The sequence below is a fragment of the Candidatus Halocynthiibacter alkanivorans genome (assembly GCF_003333265.1).
Lineage (GTDB): Bacteria > Pseudomonadota > Alphaproteobacteria > Rhodobacterales > Rhodobacteraceae > Halocyntiibacter_A > Halocyntiibacter_A alkanivorans.
Map to the genome: position 1 here is coordinate 1 of NZ_QOLB01000043.1, position 18,420 is coordinate 18,420.

An 18,420-nucleotide genomic window follows, 5' to 3' on the forward strand; every position below is an offset into this window, starting at 1 on the left:
GCAGCTGGCGCCCACGCTGACCCGGCAGCCCTCTGCCCCTCCCCGGAACCGCGGTTTTGTCTGCCGGAAAACGACCCTCTTCACGGGGGCTGTTTCTTTTTGACCATGCGGTCTAATCTGGGCGTTCCCCAGATGGACAGGACAAACCCAATGACACCACATATCGCCGCCAAAGCCGGAGACATCGCAGAAACCGTATTGATGCCGGGAGATCCTCGCCGGGCGAAATGGGCAGCAGAAACGTTTTTAAAGAACCCCGTTCTGGTCAATGAAGTACGTGGCATGTTTGGCTTTACCGGTGAATACAAAGGCAACCGGGTCACCATCCAGGGCTCGGGCATGGGCATGCCAAGCCTGTCGATCTATGCCAATGAGCTGATCAAATTCTATGGCGTGGAAACGCTGATCCGCATCGGCTCCTGCGGCGCGATGCAGGAGAGTGTGAAGATCCGCGACGTGATCCTGGCGATGACCGCCACTTCGCTGTCGACACCCTCGCGCGGTATTTTCAAAGAGATCAACTTTGCCCCCTGCGCTGATTATGGCCTGCTGCGCGCAGCCGATGACGCGGCCCAAAAACGCGGTGCCAGCACCCATGTGGGCGGGATCTATTCGGCGGATGTGTTTTATGACGAGCGCCCGGATCTGAACGAGCTGATGACCCGCCACGGCATCCTCGGTGTAGAAATGGAAGCGGCGGAACTTTACAATCTGGCGGCGCGCCACGGCAAACGGGCGCTGGCGGTGCTGACGGTGTCAGACCACCTGCTGACCGGGGAAGCGCTGCCGTCTGAAGACCGCGAAAGCAGTTTTGGCGAGATGGTTGAGATCGCGCTGGAAGCGGCCTTTGCCTGAGGCCCAGCCGCGCGATCGCCAACCCTGACACGCGATCGCACAGGTACCATTTCAGGCGCGCGAGCGGGGCGGCGGCACCGGCCCTGGTGCGCCGTCCAGGCCGCCCCCAAAAGGGCGGCCCGCAATGAGGCGCGCACGCGCAGGTGAGGCGCAGCCGAAGGGCGCGGGCGGCAGCCGTCAGCTCTGCGTGCTGCCGTGGCTCTGGTCATAGCCATTGCGTGCAGGTGAATCCCAGTCGCCCAGCGCACCGGCCGCGGGTTTAAACACTTCGACCAGCAGCGGGTAACAGGCCGCCGCATCGCTGGAATGTTCAGAAGAGCAATCACCGCCCGGACAGGCCGACAGCGCGCCGAGCAGATCAATTTCAGCAAAAAACTCAAGATAATCGCCGGGGCGCACCGGGCTGGCTTTCATAAAATACTGCCCCGTATCGCGGCTGAAGCCGGTGCACATGAAGACGTTTAACACGTCATGCACATGGGGCTCGGCCTCCGCGAGGCTCATGCCGGTTTCCGCTGCCAGCGCCCGGGCTAGGTTCGAATGGCAACAATAGTGATACTGGCTGCCGGCGAGCAGATTGCCGGTATAAGGATCACAGCGGGTGCCGATCACGTCATGCACCGAACCGCCATACTGATCGATCCCGTACCAGCCCAGCGTGTCCTCCGTGATCGTCGCCATCGGCCGCAGATACGGCAGGCTGGTCCACATACGTTCGCCCACGGTCAGATGGCTGCCGTGCAGCGCCCGGGTTTTGCCGGAATAAAACCGCTCCTTCAGATCGCCCGCATGCCACAGGTTGAGATCGCCGACCTGGGGCCCACCCACACTGCTGATGCGGAAAAACTGCCCCGCCGGCACTTTGAACGTGGCCGCATCCCGCGCCGGCACCAGCACCTCATCCACTTTGACCGCAGAGACCCGCGCAGCGCGATATAGCTGCAGATCGACCCGCGGCAGGGTCTCGTTGGGATAACATATCACCGGCGCGACTGCGCGGCGCTCCGCGGCATCACTCGGGACCAGAAATGGCGCGTTTGCGGGGGTGGATGGGTCGGTCATGATGTCTCCCTCGATCTTTGCCCCACCAAATGCCGTTGCGTGATCAGGATCAAGTCGATTCGTCCGGGGCCTCATGGCGCGAGCGAAGCTGACAATCTCTGGGCAGGTCGCCAGAGACAACTGCGCCACCACAGGACAGGCAGCGGTAGTACCCGGGTGTGGTCTGTCGCCAGCGGCAGTGGCGGCTCAGCCTGTTGCCGCGCCGGTAGATATACATGCCGCCAAACACGGCAATGATGACAAAAACAATGAGAAACATCCGGTATTCCCTGGTGGGTTACACAGGCAGACCTCTGCGAAGAGACCACCAGGGTCAAGTCTTTTGCCCGGCTCAGGCGTCCACAGAGCGTTTTGCCTGCGCCCAGTCCCGCGTCTGCTGACCCAGGTGAGAGGGACGATTGCTCAGAAATTCTGTCAGCCCGGCGCTGTAGCCTTCTGGTGTCGCCGCAATTACCGAGGGCCGCGCCATCACCTCTGCGCGCCAGAGCGGCAGCCGGGTCAGCCCGTCATACAGGTTGAGATCCGTGATCTGATCAAACAGATCGAAGTAGCGGAAGACCGTGCCCCAGACCCCGTCGATCATGTGGAACCGGTCGCCGCCAAACCACGGGCCCTGGATTTCGCCCTCAATACGGGCCAGTTTTTGCGCCAGTGCCTGGCGTTTTGCCTCAAACTCCTCGCCTTCGCCGGCGTTGTAAAGCGCGCCGATGGCGGCCAGTGTGCTGGAGCCAAATTCGATCCAGGCCCGGTGACGGGCTTTTTCCAGCGGATCCTCCGGGTGCAGCGAGCCCTCGGTGATTTCATCCAGATATTCGGCGATCACCTGGCTTTCAAACAGGACAGCGCCTTTGCTTTCCAAAATCGGCACGCGGCCCAATGGGGATTTTTCGACGAACCAGGCCGGACGGTTGGCCAGATCGATATAAGTGCGCTCATGCGCCACGCCTTTTTCAAGCAGCACGATGACGGCGCGTTGCACATAGGGGCAGAGATGGTGACTGGTCAGTTTAAGATCGGACATCGGCGGGCTCCACTTACAAAACATTTTCTTAGAGATGGCCTTTGCCCGCCGCAGATCAATGCACGCGGACCTGCGTGACCGCACAGCGCCCCTGCGCCCCTGTGCGCAAAGAAAAACCCCGGCCACAGGACCGGGGTTTTTCTGACTTCAGCGGATCTGGCGGTGAATTAAACCACCCGGTCCACCATCATATGTTTGATCGACGCTATGGCTTTCGCCGGGTTCAGACCTTTGGGACAGGTCTTGGCGCAGTTCATGATGGTGTGGCAGCGATAGAGTTTGAACGGGTCTTCCAACTCGTCCAGACGCTCTCCAGTGGCCTCATCCCGGCTGTCGATGATCCAGCGATAGGCGTGCAGCAGCGCGGCTGGCCCGAGATATTCATCGCCGTTCCACCAATAACTTGGGCAGGAGGTCGAACAACAGGCGCACATCACGCATTCATAGAGACCATCCAGCTTCTTGCGGTCGCCGATTGACTGTTTCCATTCCTTGGCGGGACGGTTGGTCTTGGTTTCCAGCCAGGGCATGATCGAGGCGTGCTGGGCATAAAAATGCGTCAGATCCGGGATCAGATCGCGCACCACCGGCAGATGCGGCAGCGGGTAGATTTTGACGTCACCCTTCACCTCATCCATGCCGTAGATACAGGCCAGCGTATTGATGCCGCCGATGTTCATCGCGCAGGAGCCACAAATGCCTTCACGGCAGGAGCGGCGGAAGCTCAGCGTCGGATCAATTTCGTTTTTGATCTTGATCAGCGCGTCCAGCATCATCGGACCGCAGGTGTCCATATCGACAAAATAAGTGTCGACCGACGGGTTTTTGCCGTCATCCGGTGTCCAGCGGTAAATCTGGAACTTGCGCAGATTCTTCGCGCCCTCCGGTTTTGGCCAGGTTTTACCGGTGGTGATTTTGGAGTTCTTGGGAAGTGTAAACTGTACCATGCTTCAAACTCCTCAGAATGTCCGCGCTTTGGGCGCGATTTTTGCGGGCTCGATACCGCCTTGTTCCGGTGTCGTCAGCGGCTCCAGAACCACCGGACGGTGGCTCAGCTCAACATTGGTACCGTCGACGCGGGAAATCGTGTGCACCCGCCAGTTTTTATCGTCCCGGGTGGAAAAGTCCTCATGCGCATGGGCGCCGCGGGATTCCTTGCGCGCTTCGGCGCCGTGAATGGTGGCCAGCGCGTTGGGCATCAGGTTGGTCAGTTCCAGCGTTTCCATCAGATCCGAATTCCACACCAGTGAGCGGTCGGTGACTTTCAGATCACTGATCTTGCTGGCGATGTCAGTCATCTTCTCGACACCCTCAGCCAGCGTTTTGGAGGTCCGGAACACCGCCGCATCCGCCTGCATGGTTTTCTGCATTTCCAGACGCAGATCCGCCGTTGGCGTACCGCCCTTGGCATGACGCAAACCGTCGAAACGATCAAAGGCCGCATCCACAGACGCCTGGTTCAGCACCGGGTTGGGACCATCCGCATCGACAACCGAACCGGCCCGGATCGCCGCGGCGCGGCCAAAGACCACGAGGTCAATCAGCGAGTTGGAGCCCAAACGGTTGGCGCCGTGGACCGACGCACAGCCGGCTTCGCCCACCGCCATCAGACCCGGCACCACTGCGTTAGCGTCTTTAGCCGTCGGGTTCAGCACTTCACCAAAATAGTTGGTCGGAATGCCGCCCATATTGTAGTGCACCGTCGGAATGACCGGGATCGGTTCTTTGGTCACATCCACACCGGCAAAAATGCGGGCGCTTTCGGAAATGCCCGGCAGACGTTCGGCCAGCGCTTCAGGTGGCAAGTGCGACAGGTTCAGGTGCAGGTGATCGCCTTCAGCGCCCACGCCCCGGCCTTCGCGGATTTCCATCGTCATCGAGCGGCTGACATAATCGCGCGGCGCCAGGTCTTTATACTGGGGCGCATAGCGCTCCATAAAGCGTTCGCCCTCGGAGTTGGTCAGATAACCGCCTTCGCCGCGGGCACCCTCGGTGATCAGGCAGCCGGAGCCGTAGATACCGGTGGGGTGGAACTGTACAAATTCCATATCCTGCAGCGCCAGACCGGCCCGTGCCACCATACCACCACCGTCACCGGTGCAGGTGTGGGCGGATGTGGCCGAGAAATAGGCGCGCCCGTACCCACCTGTGGCCAGAACCACCAGTTTGGCGTTGAACACATGCATGGTGCCGTCGTCCAGTTTCCAGCAGACCACACCCTGACACTGACCGTCTTCCGACATGATCAGATCAATGGCGAAATATTCGATATAGAACTCAGCGTTATGCTTCAGCGACTGACCATACAGCGTGTGCAGGATGGCGTGGCCGGTGCGGTCGGCGGCAGCACAGGTGCGCTGCACTGGCGGGCCGTCACCAAATTCGGTGGTATGGCCGCCAAAAGGACGCTGGTAGATCTTGCCTTCTTCGGTGCGCGAGAACGGCACACCATAATGTTCCAGCTCATAGACCGCTTTGGGCGCTTCGCGGGCGAGGTATTCCATCGCATCGGTGTCACCAAGCCAGTCCGAGCCCTTGACGGTGTCAAACATATGCCACTGCCAGTTGTCCGGGCCCATGTTGGACAATGAGGCGGCGATGCCGCCCTGTGCTGCCACTGTGTGGGAGCGGGTCGGGAACACTTTGGTGACGCAGGCGGTGCGCAGACCCTGTTCGGCCATGCCCAGTGTTGCCCGCAGACCAGCACCGCCGGCACCGACAACAACCACGTCATAATCGTGGGTTTCGTATTCGTATGAAGCCATGTTCAATGCTCCTTAAAGCGCAAGGCGGGCAAGGGCGAACAGCACGGTGGCCATCGCGGTATAAGCGACAAAGGTCACCAGCAGGATCAGCAGCTTGCGGCTGGTGCCACGTGCATAATCTTCGATCGCTGTGGTCGCGCCGTTTTTGAAGTGGAGAAAACCGACAATCATAGTCAGCGCGGCAACAATCACCGGGAAGGGCCGGCTGTAATAGGCCACGACCTCTTCATAGCTGCCGCCCAGCGCGGATCCGAAAGTAAAGACGAACAGCGGCACCAGGATCGCCAGCGCCACGGCGCTGATCTGCATCGCCCAGTGTTTCTGGGTGCCGGATTTCGCCGCGCCATGCCCGACAGCGCGTTTGCGGTCTGTGATATAGTCCATGCCTGCGCTCCTCAGAGGATGATGACGGTGATCAAAGTCATGATCAGCGAAAACGCGATCACAAGCTTGCCGAGTTTTTCAGCAGTGGGAATATCCAGCCCGCGGCCGGTGTCCCAATACAGATGACGCAGCCCGGCGGCGAAGTGATACCACAGCGCCCAGAGCGACAGGGTCATAATCACATTGCCGATCCAGCTGGTCAGAATGCCGTCGACCAGGTCAAAATAGGCCGATCCGGTCGCGGCGGCGAGAAACCACCAGACCACCAGAAGCGCACCTGCCAGCAAAGCATTGCCGGTGATCCGTGTCAGAATAGAAGTAATAGAAGTGAGCTGTGGTCGATAGACCTGCAGATGAGGGGAAAGCGGACGGTTTCCCCGGTTCACATCAGCCATAACGTGTCCCTTTCGCTGGCGCGCGGCGCGTTGCTTTTGCCCAGTGATAGCAATATTTTGGCTCAAGTCACGGGGTGTTCGGGGTAACTGTGACGAAATATTCCGCCAAATCGCACATATTTACACTTTGTGATCACACTTTTGGCGCGTGTGATCACAAATTAACGCGGCATAAAGCATTTTTCTATCCGACGGTTTTACTACAGATCACGGCGCGAGTCAGCCCGGCATCTGTTTCAGACCGACGGCGGTGGCGCCACGGCCTCTGCCGGGCCGCGGCCTGTCCTGTGCGGGCGCGCCCGGCTACAAACTGCGCTTCGCGCTCCGCCCCGGCAACACCGCCGATCCAATCCCGGGCAGAGCCACGGCCACGGCGCATCCCCCCGTAGGCCCGGCCCCGGCGGCCTGGCGCTCTGGCGACAATATTGTGCGACTCAAACCCTGCGATCTGCTGCGCCTGGCGCAGAACTGGACCGGCCGGGGCGGCTTGGCGCTTACAAAGGCATCAGCGCCCAATAGTCCAGGTCCAGCAATACATCAGGATGATACTTGCCATCCTCAGACTTCAGCGCGAACTCCGGCGCGCCCTGTTTCACCGCCACCAGACGCAGGCGGATGGCACCAACACCCGGGGCACGGGTTTCGGCCTTGTCCAGCACTTCAGACCAGGCCCGCACCGTATCCCCCGCAAAACAGGGATTGGCATGGGCGCCGCTGTTCAGCGCCACAATCATCTGTGCATTGGCCAGCCCGTTGAACGAGAGCGCCCGCGCCAGCGAAATCACATGACCGCCATAGATCAGCCGCCGGCCATCGGGGCGCTGACTGGCATCAAAATGCACTTTTGCTGTGTTTTGCCACAGCCGGGTCGCCAGCATATGCTCCGCGTCCTCTATGGTGACACCATCCACATGGTCGATCTTTTCGCCGATCTCATAATCGGCCTGGCGGTGCTGCTCACCGGCAGCCGTAAAGTCATAGCGCAGGAATTCCAGCCCTTCGGGCAGCACCAGCGTCTCCGGATCCACCACTTTGTTCAACACCGGGATCACCACTTCAGGGGCCGGGGCCTCCAAATCGCGTTTGCGCACCATCACCCAGCGCACATAGTCCAGCACCAGCGCGCCGTGCTGGTTAAAACCGCGGCTGCGCACCCAGACGACGCCGGTCTTGCCACTGCTGTTCTGCTTGACCCCAATCACCTCGGACTGGGCGCGCAACGTATCGCCGGGGTAAACCGGCAGATGCCAGCGCCCTTCGGCGTAACCCAGGTTGGCCACCGCATTCAGCGAAATGTCCGGGACCGTTTTTCCAAACACCGTATGAAAGGCGATCAGATCATCCAGCGGCGCCTGCGCCAGGCCACAGGCCGCGGCGAATTCGTCGCTGGAATACAAAGCACCACGTGCGGGATAAAGCGCGTGATACAGCGCCCGCTCCCCCCCTGACAAGGTACGTGGCACCGCATGATCGATCACATCCCCGACGGCGTAATCTTCAAAAAAACGGCCCGGACTGGTTTTCATGCCCTTACAACGCCCCCAGCTTGGTCTCAGACGTGTAGGTCTGGTCCGAGTGTTTGATCACGGCCTGAGCACAGCGCATTTTACCGGTGGTCGCATCATGGCTGATCACCGGATCGCCATAGAGCTCCCAGCCTTTGCTCAGCGCCTCAGTCACCTTGTGGCAAAATTCAGATGTATCGTCTTCAGTCAGCAGTCGGTAGGCTTTCATAGTCTCATCCTGGAAACGGCCAGTATCCCAGCCAGGTGTGAATGGAAGTAATCACTGCGAACACCGCCACAGTAATAGCAGCCAGCCGGATATCCCCGGCTTTGCTGCCATCTTTGTAGCGAGCGCCACGCAATTCGGAAGCGTTAATCAACCGCATTTCGACAAAGGCCCAGACAATCATCGAACCAAACAGCACCAGCGAAGCCAGGTCGCCGTTCACCAGCAGATGCGCCACGCCCCAGACGATGACACCACTGAGCATCGGATGGCGGATTGCAGCACGCAGCCGGCTTTTGGACTTGCCAAGCCCCATCAGGGCCACCGCAACCAGCATCAAGAGGTTGTTCAGGTGCCGCGCCCAGCTCTGCGGCTGATAGACCTCGACAAAATCGGCCGACCGGAAACCGGTGACGATCAGCACAAGCCCGGCAACAACGCCCAGCGCCACCAGCGCTTTGCCCTTGTCGCCCAGACGGGCCCGCGCCTCGGGGGCAAATCGTTTAAAACTATGGACGGCGCTCCACAACAGCACCCCCAGAACAAGCAGGATCATATCATCCCTCCATCGTTGCAATCACTTCGGCTTTGGCCAGCAAAGCCTGTGCGGTCACGATATGAAGATTTTCCACGATTTTGCCATCCACAACTGCAACACCAAGCCCATCTTTTTTGGCCGCCTCAAAAGCCTCGATCTGACGCCGGGCCAGATCCAGCTCTTCCGTTGAGGGCGCAAACGCGGCGTTGGTCACTGCAAGCTGGGCCGGATGGATCAGGCTTTTGCCGTCAAATCCAAGGTCGCGGCCCTGCTCACATTCAAATTGCAGCCCGTCCGTGTCTTTGAACGCGTTATAAACCCCGTCAATCGCGATCACACCATGGGCGCGCGCCGCCAGCAGGCACGTCTGCAGGCTGCTCTGCAGCGCCAGACGATCGGGCCGGAAGCGTGAATTCAGTTCTTTCGCCAGATCATTGGTGCCCATCACCATGCCTGCAAGGCGCGGATGCTCGGCGATTTCAGCCGCATTCAGCATCGCCAGCGGCGTTTCCATCATCGCCCAGAGCGCCGCATCCGGGATCAGCGCTGCCAGAGCATCGAGATCGGTCGCCGAGTTCACCTTGGGCAACAGAATGCCGTCTACCGGCAGCCCGGCAAAAGCGGCGACATCCTCGCGCCCCCAGGCGGTGTCAAACCCGTTCACCCGCACAATTTTGGCGCGTGCGCCATATCCGCCCTGGCCGATCGCAGCGGCCAGCATTGTACGGGCGTTGATCTTTTCGTCTGCCGCCACCGCGTCTTCCAGATCAAACAGGATCGCGTCGCAGGCCAGGACCTTCGCCTTTTCCAGCGCGCGGGCATTGGACCCGGGAATATAGAGAGCCGAGCGATAGGGGCGGGCTGGCGTGGTCATGGCGCAAAATCCTTCGGTAACATTATTGCGCCAACCTTTACATTTCCGCACCATTACGCAAGATCTTTCTTGCTGCGCCGCAGAAACGAGCCGTAAGATCAGACCGGGTGCCCCTCAAAACCTGCGGTATGGGCCTCGTGCAGCCGCACAGGCCAAACCGTCAGCCCCACATGCGATCCCACCGTAAATCCTGCCTGCAGACCCAGTGACAGTCCGCCCACAGAACACAAAGCCCGCCTTGTTAACCACATTTTTGCCCTTCAGGCGCAGACTTCTTCGACGGGTCGGTGAATAGGGAGGCTGCGGAAACACGTAGAAAACCCGACCGCGACAGCAGACCCCGGATACGCCGGGGCTGTATTACGGAAAGGAACAGGCTATGAAACACACGTGTTTTGCACTTATGACCACTGTCATAATCCTTGCAGGCTCCGCCGTTCAGGCGCAGGTCAACCAATGCGCCAAACGGGCAGATGTGCTGGAGCGACTGGAAATCAAATACGGCGAAACCCGCCAGTCCATCGGGCTGGGATCAAACAACTCGGTTGTGGAAACCTTTGCCTCCACCGAAACCGGATCCTGGACCATCACAGTGACACAGCCAAACGGGCTGACCTGTCTGGTGGCCTCCGGCCAGGCGTTTGAAACGCTGGAACAGGTCGCCAAAAAAACCGGCTCCCCCGTCTGACCTGACCCGATGCGGGCCTGAAGTGATCCAGGCCTTATGTAACGTGGGCCTGCGCTGACAGGAAACTGAATTACCCGGCGTTTGATTGCGCCGGTGCCGGTTCAGATCCCGTCCAGGATCAGCTTGCTGCCGGTAATCAGCAGGAACAGATAGGTAAATCCAAAAAACAGCCGCTCGGGCATGACCCGGTGCAGCCAGACGCCTGCCATCACCCCGCCCAGCGCCACCGGGACCAGCATCACATCCACCAGCAAAGTGGTTTTACTGAAAAATCCCAGCGCCAGGTAGGGAATGAACTTCAGCAGGTTGATGACAAAAAACACCACCACAGTTGTCGCCTGATGCTCTGTCTTGCTTAGCTTTTGCGACAGAAGATAGACCGATGCCGGCGGCCCGCCTGCATGGCTGACAAAGCTGGTAAAGCCGGACACCATGCCGGCAAACCAGCCCGCTTTCTGGCCCATAGGGCGCGCGGCCGGACGCAGCAGCCCGGCTTTTTTCACGCCCTGGAACGCCACAAAGGCGATGGCGACAACACCGATCATCACTTTGAACATTTCGCCGTCAATCAGGCTGAACAGCGCCGCGCCCAGCGCCACCCCCGGCAGCGCCCCGGCCATCAGCGCCCGGGCCGAGGGCCAGTGCCATTGCTTCCAATAGGCCCGCAGCGCCGTCACATCCATCAGAATGAACAGCGGCAACAACAGACCAATCGCCTCGCCCGGCGTCAGAATCAGCGCCAGAAACGGCGTCGCGGCAAAACCGGCGCCGTTGCCAAATCCGCCTTTGGACAGGCCGACAAACAGCACCGCCGGCACCGCGAAGGCAAAAAACGTAAAACTCAGCTCCATGCCTGCGGCCCTTGCAAATCTGCGTTGTCCCCCGCCTTTACACGGCTGTTTGCGCAAACGCCAGCACCCCGACGCCGCCCGCTGCGGCGCAGCACTCTTGCCATAGACCGGCAAAATGGCTTACCCCTGCGCCCAACCAAACAACCAATCGGAGATCAAAGTCATGGCTCGACCCAAGATTGCCCTTATCGGCGCAGGTCAAATCGGTGGCACACTCGCCCACCTCGCAGCTCTCAAAGAGCTGGGTGACATCGTCATGTTCGACATCGCAGACGGCATTCCTCAGGGCAAGGCGCTCGACATTGCCGAAGCCGGCCCGTCGGAAGGTTTTGACGCCACAATGACCGGCACCAATGATTATGCCGACATTGCCGGCGCCGATGTCTGCATCGTCACCGCAGGTGTGGCCCGCAAACCCGGCATGAGCCGCGACGATCTGCTGGGCATCAACCTGAAAGTGATGAAATCCGTTGGCGAAGGCATCAAAGCCCACGCGCCAAACGCGTTTGTGATCTGCATCACCAACCCGCTGGACGCGATGGTCTGGGCGCTGCGCGAATTCTCCGGCCTGCCCCATAACAAAGTGGTCGGCATGGCGGGCATTCTGGACTCCGCCCGCTTCCGTCACTTCCTGTCGCTGGAATTCGGTGTTTCGATGAAAGACGTCAACGCCTTTGTTCTTGGCGGCCACGGCGACACGATGGTGCCGTCTGTGCGCTATTCCACTGTTGGCGGCATCCCGCTGCCAGACCTGGTGGACATGGGTTGGACCACGCAGGAGAAACTGGACGCCATCGTTCAGCGCACCCGCGATGGTGGTGCCGAAATCGTTGGCCTGCTGAAAACCGGCTCCGCGTTCTACGCGCCTGCTACCTCAGCGATTGAAATGGCCGAAGCCTATCTGAAAGATCAGAAACGCGTCCTGCCCTGCGCCGCCTATGTGGACGGTGCGCTGGGTCTGAAAGGTATGTATGTGGGTGTGCCCACCGTGATCGGCGCCGGCGGCATCGAACGTATCATCGACATCAAACTCTCCAAAGAGGAGCAGGTGATGTTTGACAAGTCGGTGACCGCGGTCAAAGGCCTGGTTGACGCCTGCAAAGCCATCGACAGCTCGCTGGCTTAAACCGGCCGGTCTACCTCAGTTAATTGTTGGAACAGGCCGGGCAAATCGCCCGGCCTTTTTCGTCAGCGGATCCGCACATGCGCCGTTTGCGATTCCCTGCACTGACACGGTATGCGCCCACAGTTTCAACTTTGTGATCACACTTTTTAAACCTGTGATCACAAAATCAAATATTTCGCCCGATTCACCGATTTCCTGCCGAAAACCATTTGTTCAGCCCCTGCCACTATGCATTAATCCAGATAATTGAACCAACCACGGGACAGTTTCATGAACATTCATGAATATCAGGCGAAGGCGCTCCTTCGCAACTACGGCGTACCAGTCTCTGACGGCCGTGTCGTTCTCAAAGCAGAAGACGCAAAATCCGCCGCCGGTGAACTGGATGGCCCGCTTTGGGTCATCAAAGCACAGATCCACGCAGGTGGCCGCGGCAAGGGCTCGTTCAACGAAGCCGAAGCCGGCGAAAAAGGCGGTGTGCGCCTGACCAAATCGGTCGAAGAAGCCGCCGATGAAGCCAAAAAGATGCTGGGCAACGTCCTGGTCACCCACCAGACCGGCCCCGCAGGCAAACAGGTCAACCGCATCTATATCGAAGACGGCTCTGACATCGACCGCGAACTTTACCTCGCGCTGCTGGTCGACCGCGTCACATCGCGTGTGTCTTTTGTCTGCTCCACCGAGGGTGGCATGGACATCGAAGAAGTGGCCGCCAATACGCCGGAAAAAATCCTGTCCTTCTCGGTTGATCCCGCGACCGGGTACCAGGGTTTCCACGGCCGTCGCATCGCTTTCAATCTGGGCCTTGAAGGCAAGCAGATCAGACAATGCGTGCAGCTGATGGGCAACCTCTACCGCGCCTTCATCGAAAAAGACATGGAGATGCTGGAGATCAACCCGCTGATCGTCATGCCGACCGGTGAGCTGAAATGCCTCGATGCCAAGGTTTCTTTTGACGGCAACGCCATGTACCGCCACCCCGATATTGCGGAACTGCGTGACGAGACCGAAGAAGACTCCAAAGAGCTCGCCGCCTCCAAACATGACCTGAACTACATCGCGCTGGACGGCGAGATCGGTTGTATGGTCAACGGTGCCGGCCTGGCGATGGCCACGATGGACATCATCAAGCTGAAAGGCGCTGAGCCTGCCAACTTCCTCGATGTCGGCGGCGGCGCCACCAAAGAGAAAGTCACCGAGGCGTTCAAAATCATCACCTCTGACCCCAACGTCAAAGGCATCCTGGTGAACATCTTTGGCGGCATCATGCGCTGTGACGTCATCGCCGAAGGTGTGATCGCCGCGGTGAAAGAGGTCGGTCTGCAAGTGCCGCTGGTTGTGCGCCTTGAAGGCACCAATGTCGAAAAAGGCAAAGAGATCATCAACAATGCCGACGTGGATGTGATCGCCGCCGATAACCTCAGCGACGCGGCTGAGAAAATCGTCAAAGCGGTGAAAGGATAATCCGATGGCTGTACTCGTAAACGAAAACACCAAAGTGATCTGTCAGGGTTTTACCGGCTCCCAGGGCACCTTCCATTCTGAGCAGGCGATTGCTTACGGCACAAAAATGGTTGGCGGCGTGACACCGGGCAAAGGTGGCATGAACCATCTCGGTCTGCCTGTGTTCAACTCCGTGCATGAAGCCAAACACGTCACTGAGGCCAACGCTTCGGTGATCTATGTACCGCCCCCCTTCGCGGCCGATTCAATCCTTGAGGCGATCGACGCTGAAATGGAACTGATCATCTGCATCACCGAAGGCATTCCGGTGCTCGACATGATGAAGGTCAAGCGCGCGCTGGAAGGCTCTAAATCCCTCCTGATCGGGCCAAACTGCCCCGGTGTGATTACACCTGACGCCTGCAAAATCGGCATCATGCCCGGTCACATCCACAAACGCGGTTCCTGCGGCGTGGTTTCGCGCTCCGGCACCCTGACCTATGAAGCGGTGAAACAGACCACAGACCTCGGTCTGGGCCAGTCCACAGCTGTTGGTATCGGTGGCGACCCGATCAAAGGCACCGAGCATCTCGACGTGCTGGAAATGTTCCTCGCCGATGACGAGACCCACTCGATCATCATGATCGGTGAGATCGGTGGCTCCGCTGAAGAAGAAGCGGCACAGTTCCTTGCGGACGAGAAGAAAAAAGGCCGCTGGAAACCAACCGCCGGCTTTATCGCTGGTCGTACCGCCCCTCCCGGCCGCCGTATGGGCCACGCCGGTGCCATCGTTGCCGGTGGTGTAGGTGACGCGGAAAGCAAGATCGAAGCTATGCGCTCTGCTGGTATCATCGTTGCCGACAGCCCCGCAGAACTCGGCGAAGCCGTGATGAAAGCCATCGGGTAATTAAACCTATGCCTGCGCGCCTGATTTCGGGCGCGCGGGTTTTCCATTTTCAGGTGTAGGCCATGACCGACCAATCCTCCAACGACATCTTCCACGCCTCTTCTTTCATGCAGGGGCACAACGCGGAATATCTCGAGCAACTCTATGCACGTTACGCCAGTGATCCCGGCTCGGTTGATCAGTCCTGGCAGGAGTTTTTCGCCCAGATGGGGGATACGGACACCGATGTGAAGGCCACGGCCGCCGGCCCGTCCTGGGGCCGCAGTGACTGGCCACCGGTGCCAAACGACGATCTGACCGCCGCGCTGGACGGTCAGTGGGGCGAAGACCCCAAAGCCGCCGGCGACAAGATCAAAAAGAAAGCCGCCGCCAAAGGCGTCGAAGTCTCGGACGATCAGGTCAAACGCGCCGTGCTGGACAGTATCCGCGCCCTGATGATCATCCGCGCCTACCGCATCCGGGGCCATCTGGTGGCCAATCTTGACCCGCTGGGCATGCGCAACGAAAAGCCCCACCCCGAGCTGGAGCCTGCCAGCTACGGGTTTACCGACGCCGACATGGACCGGCCGATCTTCATCGACAACGTGCTGGGTCTGCAGCTGGCGTCCATGCGCCAGATCCTGGCGATCGTGAAACGGACCTATTGCGGCACATTCGCCCTGCAATACATGCATATTTCCAATCCCGCTGAGGCCGCCTGGCTGAAAGAGCGTATCGAAGGATTTGGCAAAGAGATCGCCTTTACCCGCGAAGGGCGCAAAGCGATCCTCAACAAGCTGGTCGAGGCCGAAGGTTTTGAGAAATTCCTCCACGTCAAATACATGGGCACCAAACGTTTCGGGCTGGATGGTGCCGAGGCGCTGATCCCGGCGATGGAACAGATCATCAAACGCGGCGGCAGCCTCGGGGTGCGCGATATCATCATCGGCATGCCCCACCGCGGTCGCCTCTCGGTGCTGGCCAATGTGATGAACAAACCCTACCGCGCCATTTTCAACGAATTCCAGGGCGGCAGTTACAAACCCGAAGACGTAGATGGTTCGGGAGACGTGAAATATCACCTCGGCGCCTCCTCTGACCGCAGCTTTAACGGCAATGATGTGCACCTGTCGCTCACCGCCAATCCCAGCCATCTGGAAGCCGTGAACCCGGTGGTGCTGGGCAAAGTGCGCGCCAAGCAGGAACAGCATAACGACGATGACCGTATCACCGCGATGCCGATTCTGCTGCATGGCGACGCGGCCTTTGCCGGCCAGGGTGTGGTCGCCGAATGTTTCGGGCTTTCGGGCCTGAGCGGTCACAAAACCGGCGGCACCATGCATATCATCGTCAACAATCAGATCGGCTTTACCACCGCGCCGCATTTCTCGCGCTCCTCGCCCTATCCGACTGATATCGCGCTGATGGTTGAAGCGCCGATCTTCCACGTCAACGGCGACGATCCCGAAGCCGTGGTGCATGCGGCCAAAGTCGCCACTGAGTTCCGCCAGAAGTTCCACAAAGATGTGGTCATTGATATCTTCTGCTACCGCCGCTTTGGACACAACGAGGGGGATGAACCGATGTTCACCAACCCCGCGATGTACAAAACTATCAAAAAGCACAAAACCACGCTGCAGCTTTACACCGCGCGCCTTGTCAAAGACGGGCTGATCCCCGAAGGCGAAATCGAGGATATGAAAGCGGCGTTCCAGGCCCATCTGAACACTGAATTTGAGGCCGGCAAGGACTATAAACCCAACAAGGCCGACTGGCTCGACGGGCGCTGGTCCCACCTCGACAAAAAGAACCTGGATTATCAGCGCGGGCAAACCTCGGTCAAAGAAGAGACCCTGCGCGAGATCGGCGCGGCCCTGACCCATAGCCCCGAAGGTTTTGACATCCACAAAACCGTCACCCGTCAACTCGCGGCCAAAAAGGCGATGTTTGAGACCGGCGGCCGCTTTGACTGGGCCACCGGCGAAGCGCTGGCTTTTGGCTCGCTGGCACTGGAAGGATATCCGGTGCGCCTGTCAGGGCAGGATTCCACCCGCGGCACGTTCTCGCAGCGTCACTCCGCCTTCATCAACCAGTCCACCGAAGAACGCTATTACCCGCTCAACCACATCCGGGATGGCCAGGCCCGCTACGAGGTCATCGATTCAATGCTGTCGGAATATGCGGTACTTGGGTTTGAATATGGTTATTCGCTGGCCGAACCCAATGCGCTGACCATGTGGGAAGCCCAGTTTGGCGACTTTTCCAACGGCGCCCAGATCATGTTCGATCAGTTCATCTCCTCGGGCGAAAGCAAATGGCTGCGCATGTCGGGCCTCGTCTGCCTGCTGCCCCACGGCTATGAAGGCCAGGGGCCGGAACACTCGTCCGCCCGTCTGGAACGCTTCCTGCAGATGTGCGGCCAGGACAACTGGATCATCGCCAACTGCACCACTCCGGCGAACTATTTCCACATCCTGCGCCGTCAGATGCACCGCAGCTACCGCAAACCGCTGGTGATGATGACACCCAAATCGCTGCTGCGGCACAAAAAGGCGGTCTCAACGCTGGCTGATTTTGCCGAGGGTTCTTCGTTCCACCGCATGCTGTGGGATGATGCGGATGCCAACAATTACACCGGCAATTCCAACGCGACGCTGAAAGCAGACGCCGACATCAAACGCCTGGTGCTCTGTTCCGGCAAAGTCTACTTCGATCTGCTGGAGGCGCGTGACGCTGCCGGCATCACGGACACCTATATTATGCGTGTTGAGCAGTTCTATCCCTTCCCCGCCATGTCGATGGTGAAGGAACTGGAACGGTTCAAAACCGCTGAAATGGTCTGGTGTCAGGAAGAACCGAAAAACCAGGGCGGCTGGAACTTTATTGAACCCAATATCGAATGGGTTCTGGGCCGGATCGACGCCAAACACGGCCGTCCCGTCTATGCGGGCCGCCCCGCCTCAGCCTCTACTGCGACTGGCCTTGCCAGCCAGCACAAAGCACAACAACTGGCGCTCGTGAATGATGCGCTGAATATCAAAGGGTAAACACATGTCCGTTGAAGTCCGCGTCCCTACACTGGGCGAATCCGTGACCGAAGCAACCGTCGCCACATGGTTCAAAAAACCAGGCGATGCCGTCGCGGTCGACGAAATGCTTTGCGAGCTGGAAACCGACAAGGTCACCGTCGAAGTGCCCTCGCCCTCTGCCGGCACGCTCGGCGAAATCGTCGCCACTGAGGGTCAGACCGTCGGCGTTGACGCTCTGCTCGCCACGCTGAACAGCGGCGCGGCAGAAGCGCCCGCCACTGCAACCGCCGCGCCATCCGCCGCACCGGTTGCCGCCGCCGCAACCGTTGACGTGATGGTGCCAACGCTCGGTGAATCGGTGACCGAGGCCACCGTCTCCACCTGGTTCAAAGCGGTGGGCGACACGGTGGCCCAGGACGAGATGCTCTGTGAGCTGGAAACCGACAAGGTCTCGGTTGAAGTGCCGTCTCCTGCCGCCGGTGTGCTGATGGAAATCACCGCGCCCGAAGGCAGCACTGTGGATGCAAGCGCCCGGCTGGCGGTGCTCTCCTCCGGCGCCGGTGCCGCAGCCCCTGCCCCGGCCGCCACCACCGCAGGTGCAGCCGCTGTTGCCAGCAACAACAAAGACATCGAAAACGCCCCTTCTGCCAACAAGCTGATGGCGGAAAAAGGCATCGCCGCCGCCGCGATTGCCGGTTCTGGTCGTGATGGTCGGGTGATGAAAGAAGACGTGCTGGGCGCTGTGATCGCCCCGGCGCCCGCCCCGGCCCTG

19 protein-coding genes are annotated in these 18,420 nt (G+C 59.5%); 7 read left to right on the forward strand and 12 right to left on the reverse strand.

Annotation, left to right across the window (positions count from 1 at the left end; genetic code table 11):
• Positions 1-150: 150 nt before the first annotated feature.
• On the forward strand, positions 151-855 hold the full coding sequence (gene deoD, locus DWA01_RS03845) for a purine-nucleoside phosphorylase (RefSeq protein ID WP_114284365.1): 705 nt from the start codon (positions 151-153) through the stop codon (positions 853-855).
• A 177-nt stretch (positions 856-1,032) separates the two neighbouring features.
• Here the strand turns inward: deoD and DWA01_RS03850 are convergent, their stop codons facing one another.
• The 11 genes from DWA01_RS03850 to DWA01_RS03900 form a co-directional block, all read right to left on the reverse strand.
• A complete protein-coding gene (locus DWA01_RS03850; protein WP_114284367.1) occupies positions 1,033-1,917 on the reverse strand; it encodes an urea carboxylase-associated family protein in 885 nt (294 codons plus the stop codon).
• 49 nt (positions 1,918-1,966) lie between these two features.
• Entirely contained in the window at positions 1,967-2,176 is a 210-nt protein-coding gene (locus DWA01_RS03855; RefSeq protein ID WP_114284369.1) for a hypothetical protein, read from the reverse strand.
• A gap of 72 nt (positions 2,177-2,248) precedes the next feature.
• Positions 2,249-2,938 (reverse strand): glutathione S-transferase family protein, encoded by a 690-nt coding sequence (locus tag DWA01_RS03860; protein WP_114284370.1) that lies wholly within the window; start codon positions 2,936-2,938, stop codon positions 2,249-2,251.
• A 167-nt stretch (positions 2,939-3,105) separates the two neighbouring features.
• Entirely contained in the window at positions 3,106-3,885 is a 780-nt protein-coding gene (locus DWA01_RS03865; RefSeq protein WP_114284371.1) for a succinate dehydrogenase iron-sulfur subunit, read from the reverse strand.
• A 12-nt stretch (positions 3,886-3,897) separates the two neighbouring features.
• Positions 3,898-5,703, reverse strand: coding sequence for a succinate dehydrogenase flavoprotein subunit (gene sdhA, locus DWA01_RS03870; RefSeq protein WP_114284372.1), 1,806 nt, complete (start codon positions 5,701-5,703; stop codon positions 3,898-3,900).
• A gap of 12 nt (positions 5,704-5,715) precedes the next feature.
• A complete protein-coding gene (gene sdhD, locus DWA01_RS03875; RefSeq protein ID WP_114284373.1) occupies positions 5,716-6,087 on the reverse strand; it encodes a succinate dehydrogenase, hydrophobic membrane anchor protein in 372 nt (123 codons plus the stop codon).
• A gap of 11 nt (positions 6,088-6,098) precedes the next feature.
• Positions 6,099-6,482 carry a succinate dehydrogenase, cytochrome b556 subunit gene (gene sdhC, locus DWA01_RS03880; protein ID WP_114284374.1) on the reverse strand — a complete coding sequence of 128 codons (384 nt, stop codon included), beginning with the start codon at positions 6,480-6,482 and terminating at the stop codon, positions 6,099-6,101.
• Positions 6,483-6,976: 494 nt separating this feature from the next.
• Positions 6,977-8,008 (reverse strand): MaoC family dehydratase, encoded by a 1,032-nt coding sequence (locus DWA01_RS03885; protein WP_114284375.1) that lies wholly within the window; start codon positions 8,006-8,008, stop codon positions 6,977-6,979.
• A 4-nt stretch (positions 8,009-8,012) separates the two neighbouring features.
• A complete protein-coding gene (locus DWA01_RS03890; protein WP_114284377.1) occupies positions 8,013-8,216 on the reverse strand; it encodes a DUF1737 domain-containing protein in 204 nt (67 codons plus the stop codon).
• Positions 8,217-8,220: 4 nt separating this feature from the next.
• Positions 8,221-8,769, reverse strand: a complete 549-nt coding sequence (locus tag DWA01_RS03895) for an NnrU family protein (RefSeq protein WP_114284379.1) — start codon at positions 8,767-8,769, stop codon at positions 8,221-8,223.
• 1 nt (position 8,770) lies between these two features.
• Positions 8,771-9,625, reverse strand: a complete 855-nt coding sequence (locus tag DWA01_RS03900) for an HpcH/HpaI aldolase/citrate lyase family protein (protein WP_114284390.1) — start codon at positions 9,623-9,625, stop codon at positions 8,771-8,773.
• Between the two features lie 379 nt (positions 9,626-10,004).
• Between DWA01_RS03900 and DWA01_RS03905 the strand changes: the two genes are divergently transcribed.
• A complete protein-coding gene (locus tag DWA01_RS03905) occupies positions 10,005-10,313 on the forward strand; it encodes a hypothetical protein (protein ID WP_114284381.1) in 309 nt (102 codons plus the stop codon).
• A gap of 101 nt (positions 10,314-10,414) precedes the next feature.
• On the opposite strand, the gene DWA01_RS03910 is transcribed toward DWA01_RS03905, so the two are convergent.
• Complete coding sequence (locus DWA01_RS03910; protein ID WP_114284383.1) at positions 10,415-11,164, reverse strand: sulfite exporter TauE/SafE family protein; 750 nt, start codon at positions 11,162-11,164, stop codon at positions 10,415-10,417.
• A gap of 163 nt (positions 11,165-11,327) precedes the next feature.
• Here DWA01_RS03910 and mdh point away from each other — a divergent pair, with 163 nt between their 5' ends.
• The 5 genes from mdh to DWA01_RS03935 form a co-directional block, all read left to right on the forward strand.
• On the forward strand, positions 11,328-12,290 hold the full coding sequence (gene mdh / locus DWA01_RS03915; RefSeq protein ID WP_114284392.1) for a malate dehydrogenase: 963 nt from the start codon (positions 11,328-11,330) through the stop codon (positions 12,288-12,290).
• A 270-nt stretch (positions 12,291-12,560) separates the two neighbouring features.
• On the forward strand, positions 12,561-13,754 hold the full coding sequence (gene sucC / locus DWA01_RS03920) for an ADP-forming succinate--CoA ligase subunit beta (RefSeq protein ID WP_114284385.1): 1,194 nt from the start codon (positions 12,561-12,563) through the stop codon (positions 13,752-13,754).
• A 4-nt stretch (positions 13,755-13,758) separates the two neighbouring features.
• Complete coding sequence (gene sucD / locus DWA01_RS03925; RefSeq protein ID WP_114284387.1) at positions 13,759-14,640, forward strand: succinate--CoA ligase subunit alpha; 882 nt, start codon at positions 13,759-13,761, stop codon at positions 14,638-14,640.
• A 62-nt stretch (positions 14,641-14,702) separates the two neighbouring features.
• Positions 14,703-17,666 (forward strand): 2-oxoglutarate dehydrogenase E1 component, encoded by a 2,964-nt coding sequence (locus tag DWA01_RS03930; protein ID WP_114284388.1) that lies wholly within the window; start codon positions 14,703-14,705, stop codon positions 17,664-17,666.
• A 4-nt stretch (positions 17,667-17,670) separates the two neighbouring features.
• A partial coding sequence (locus tag DWA01_RS03935) for a biotin/lipoyl-containing protein (RefSeq protein ID WP_200832496.1) occupies positions 17,671-18,420 on the forward strand: 750 nt, incomplete at its 3' end.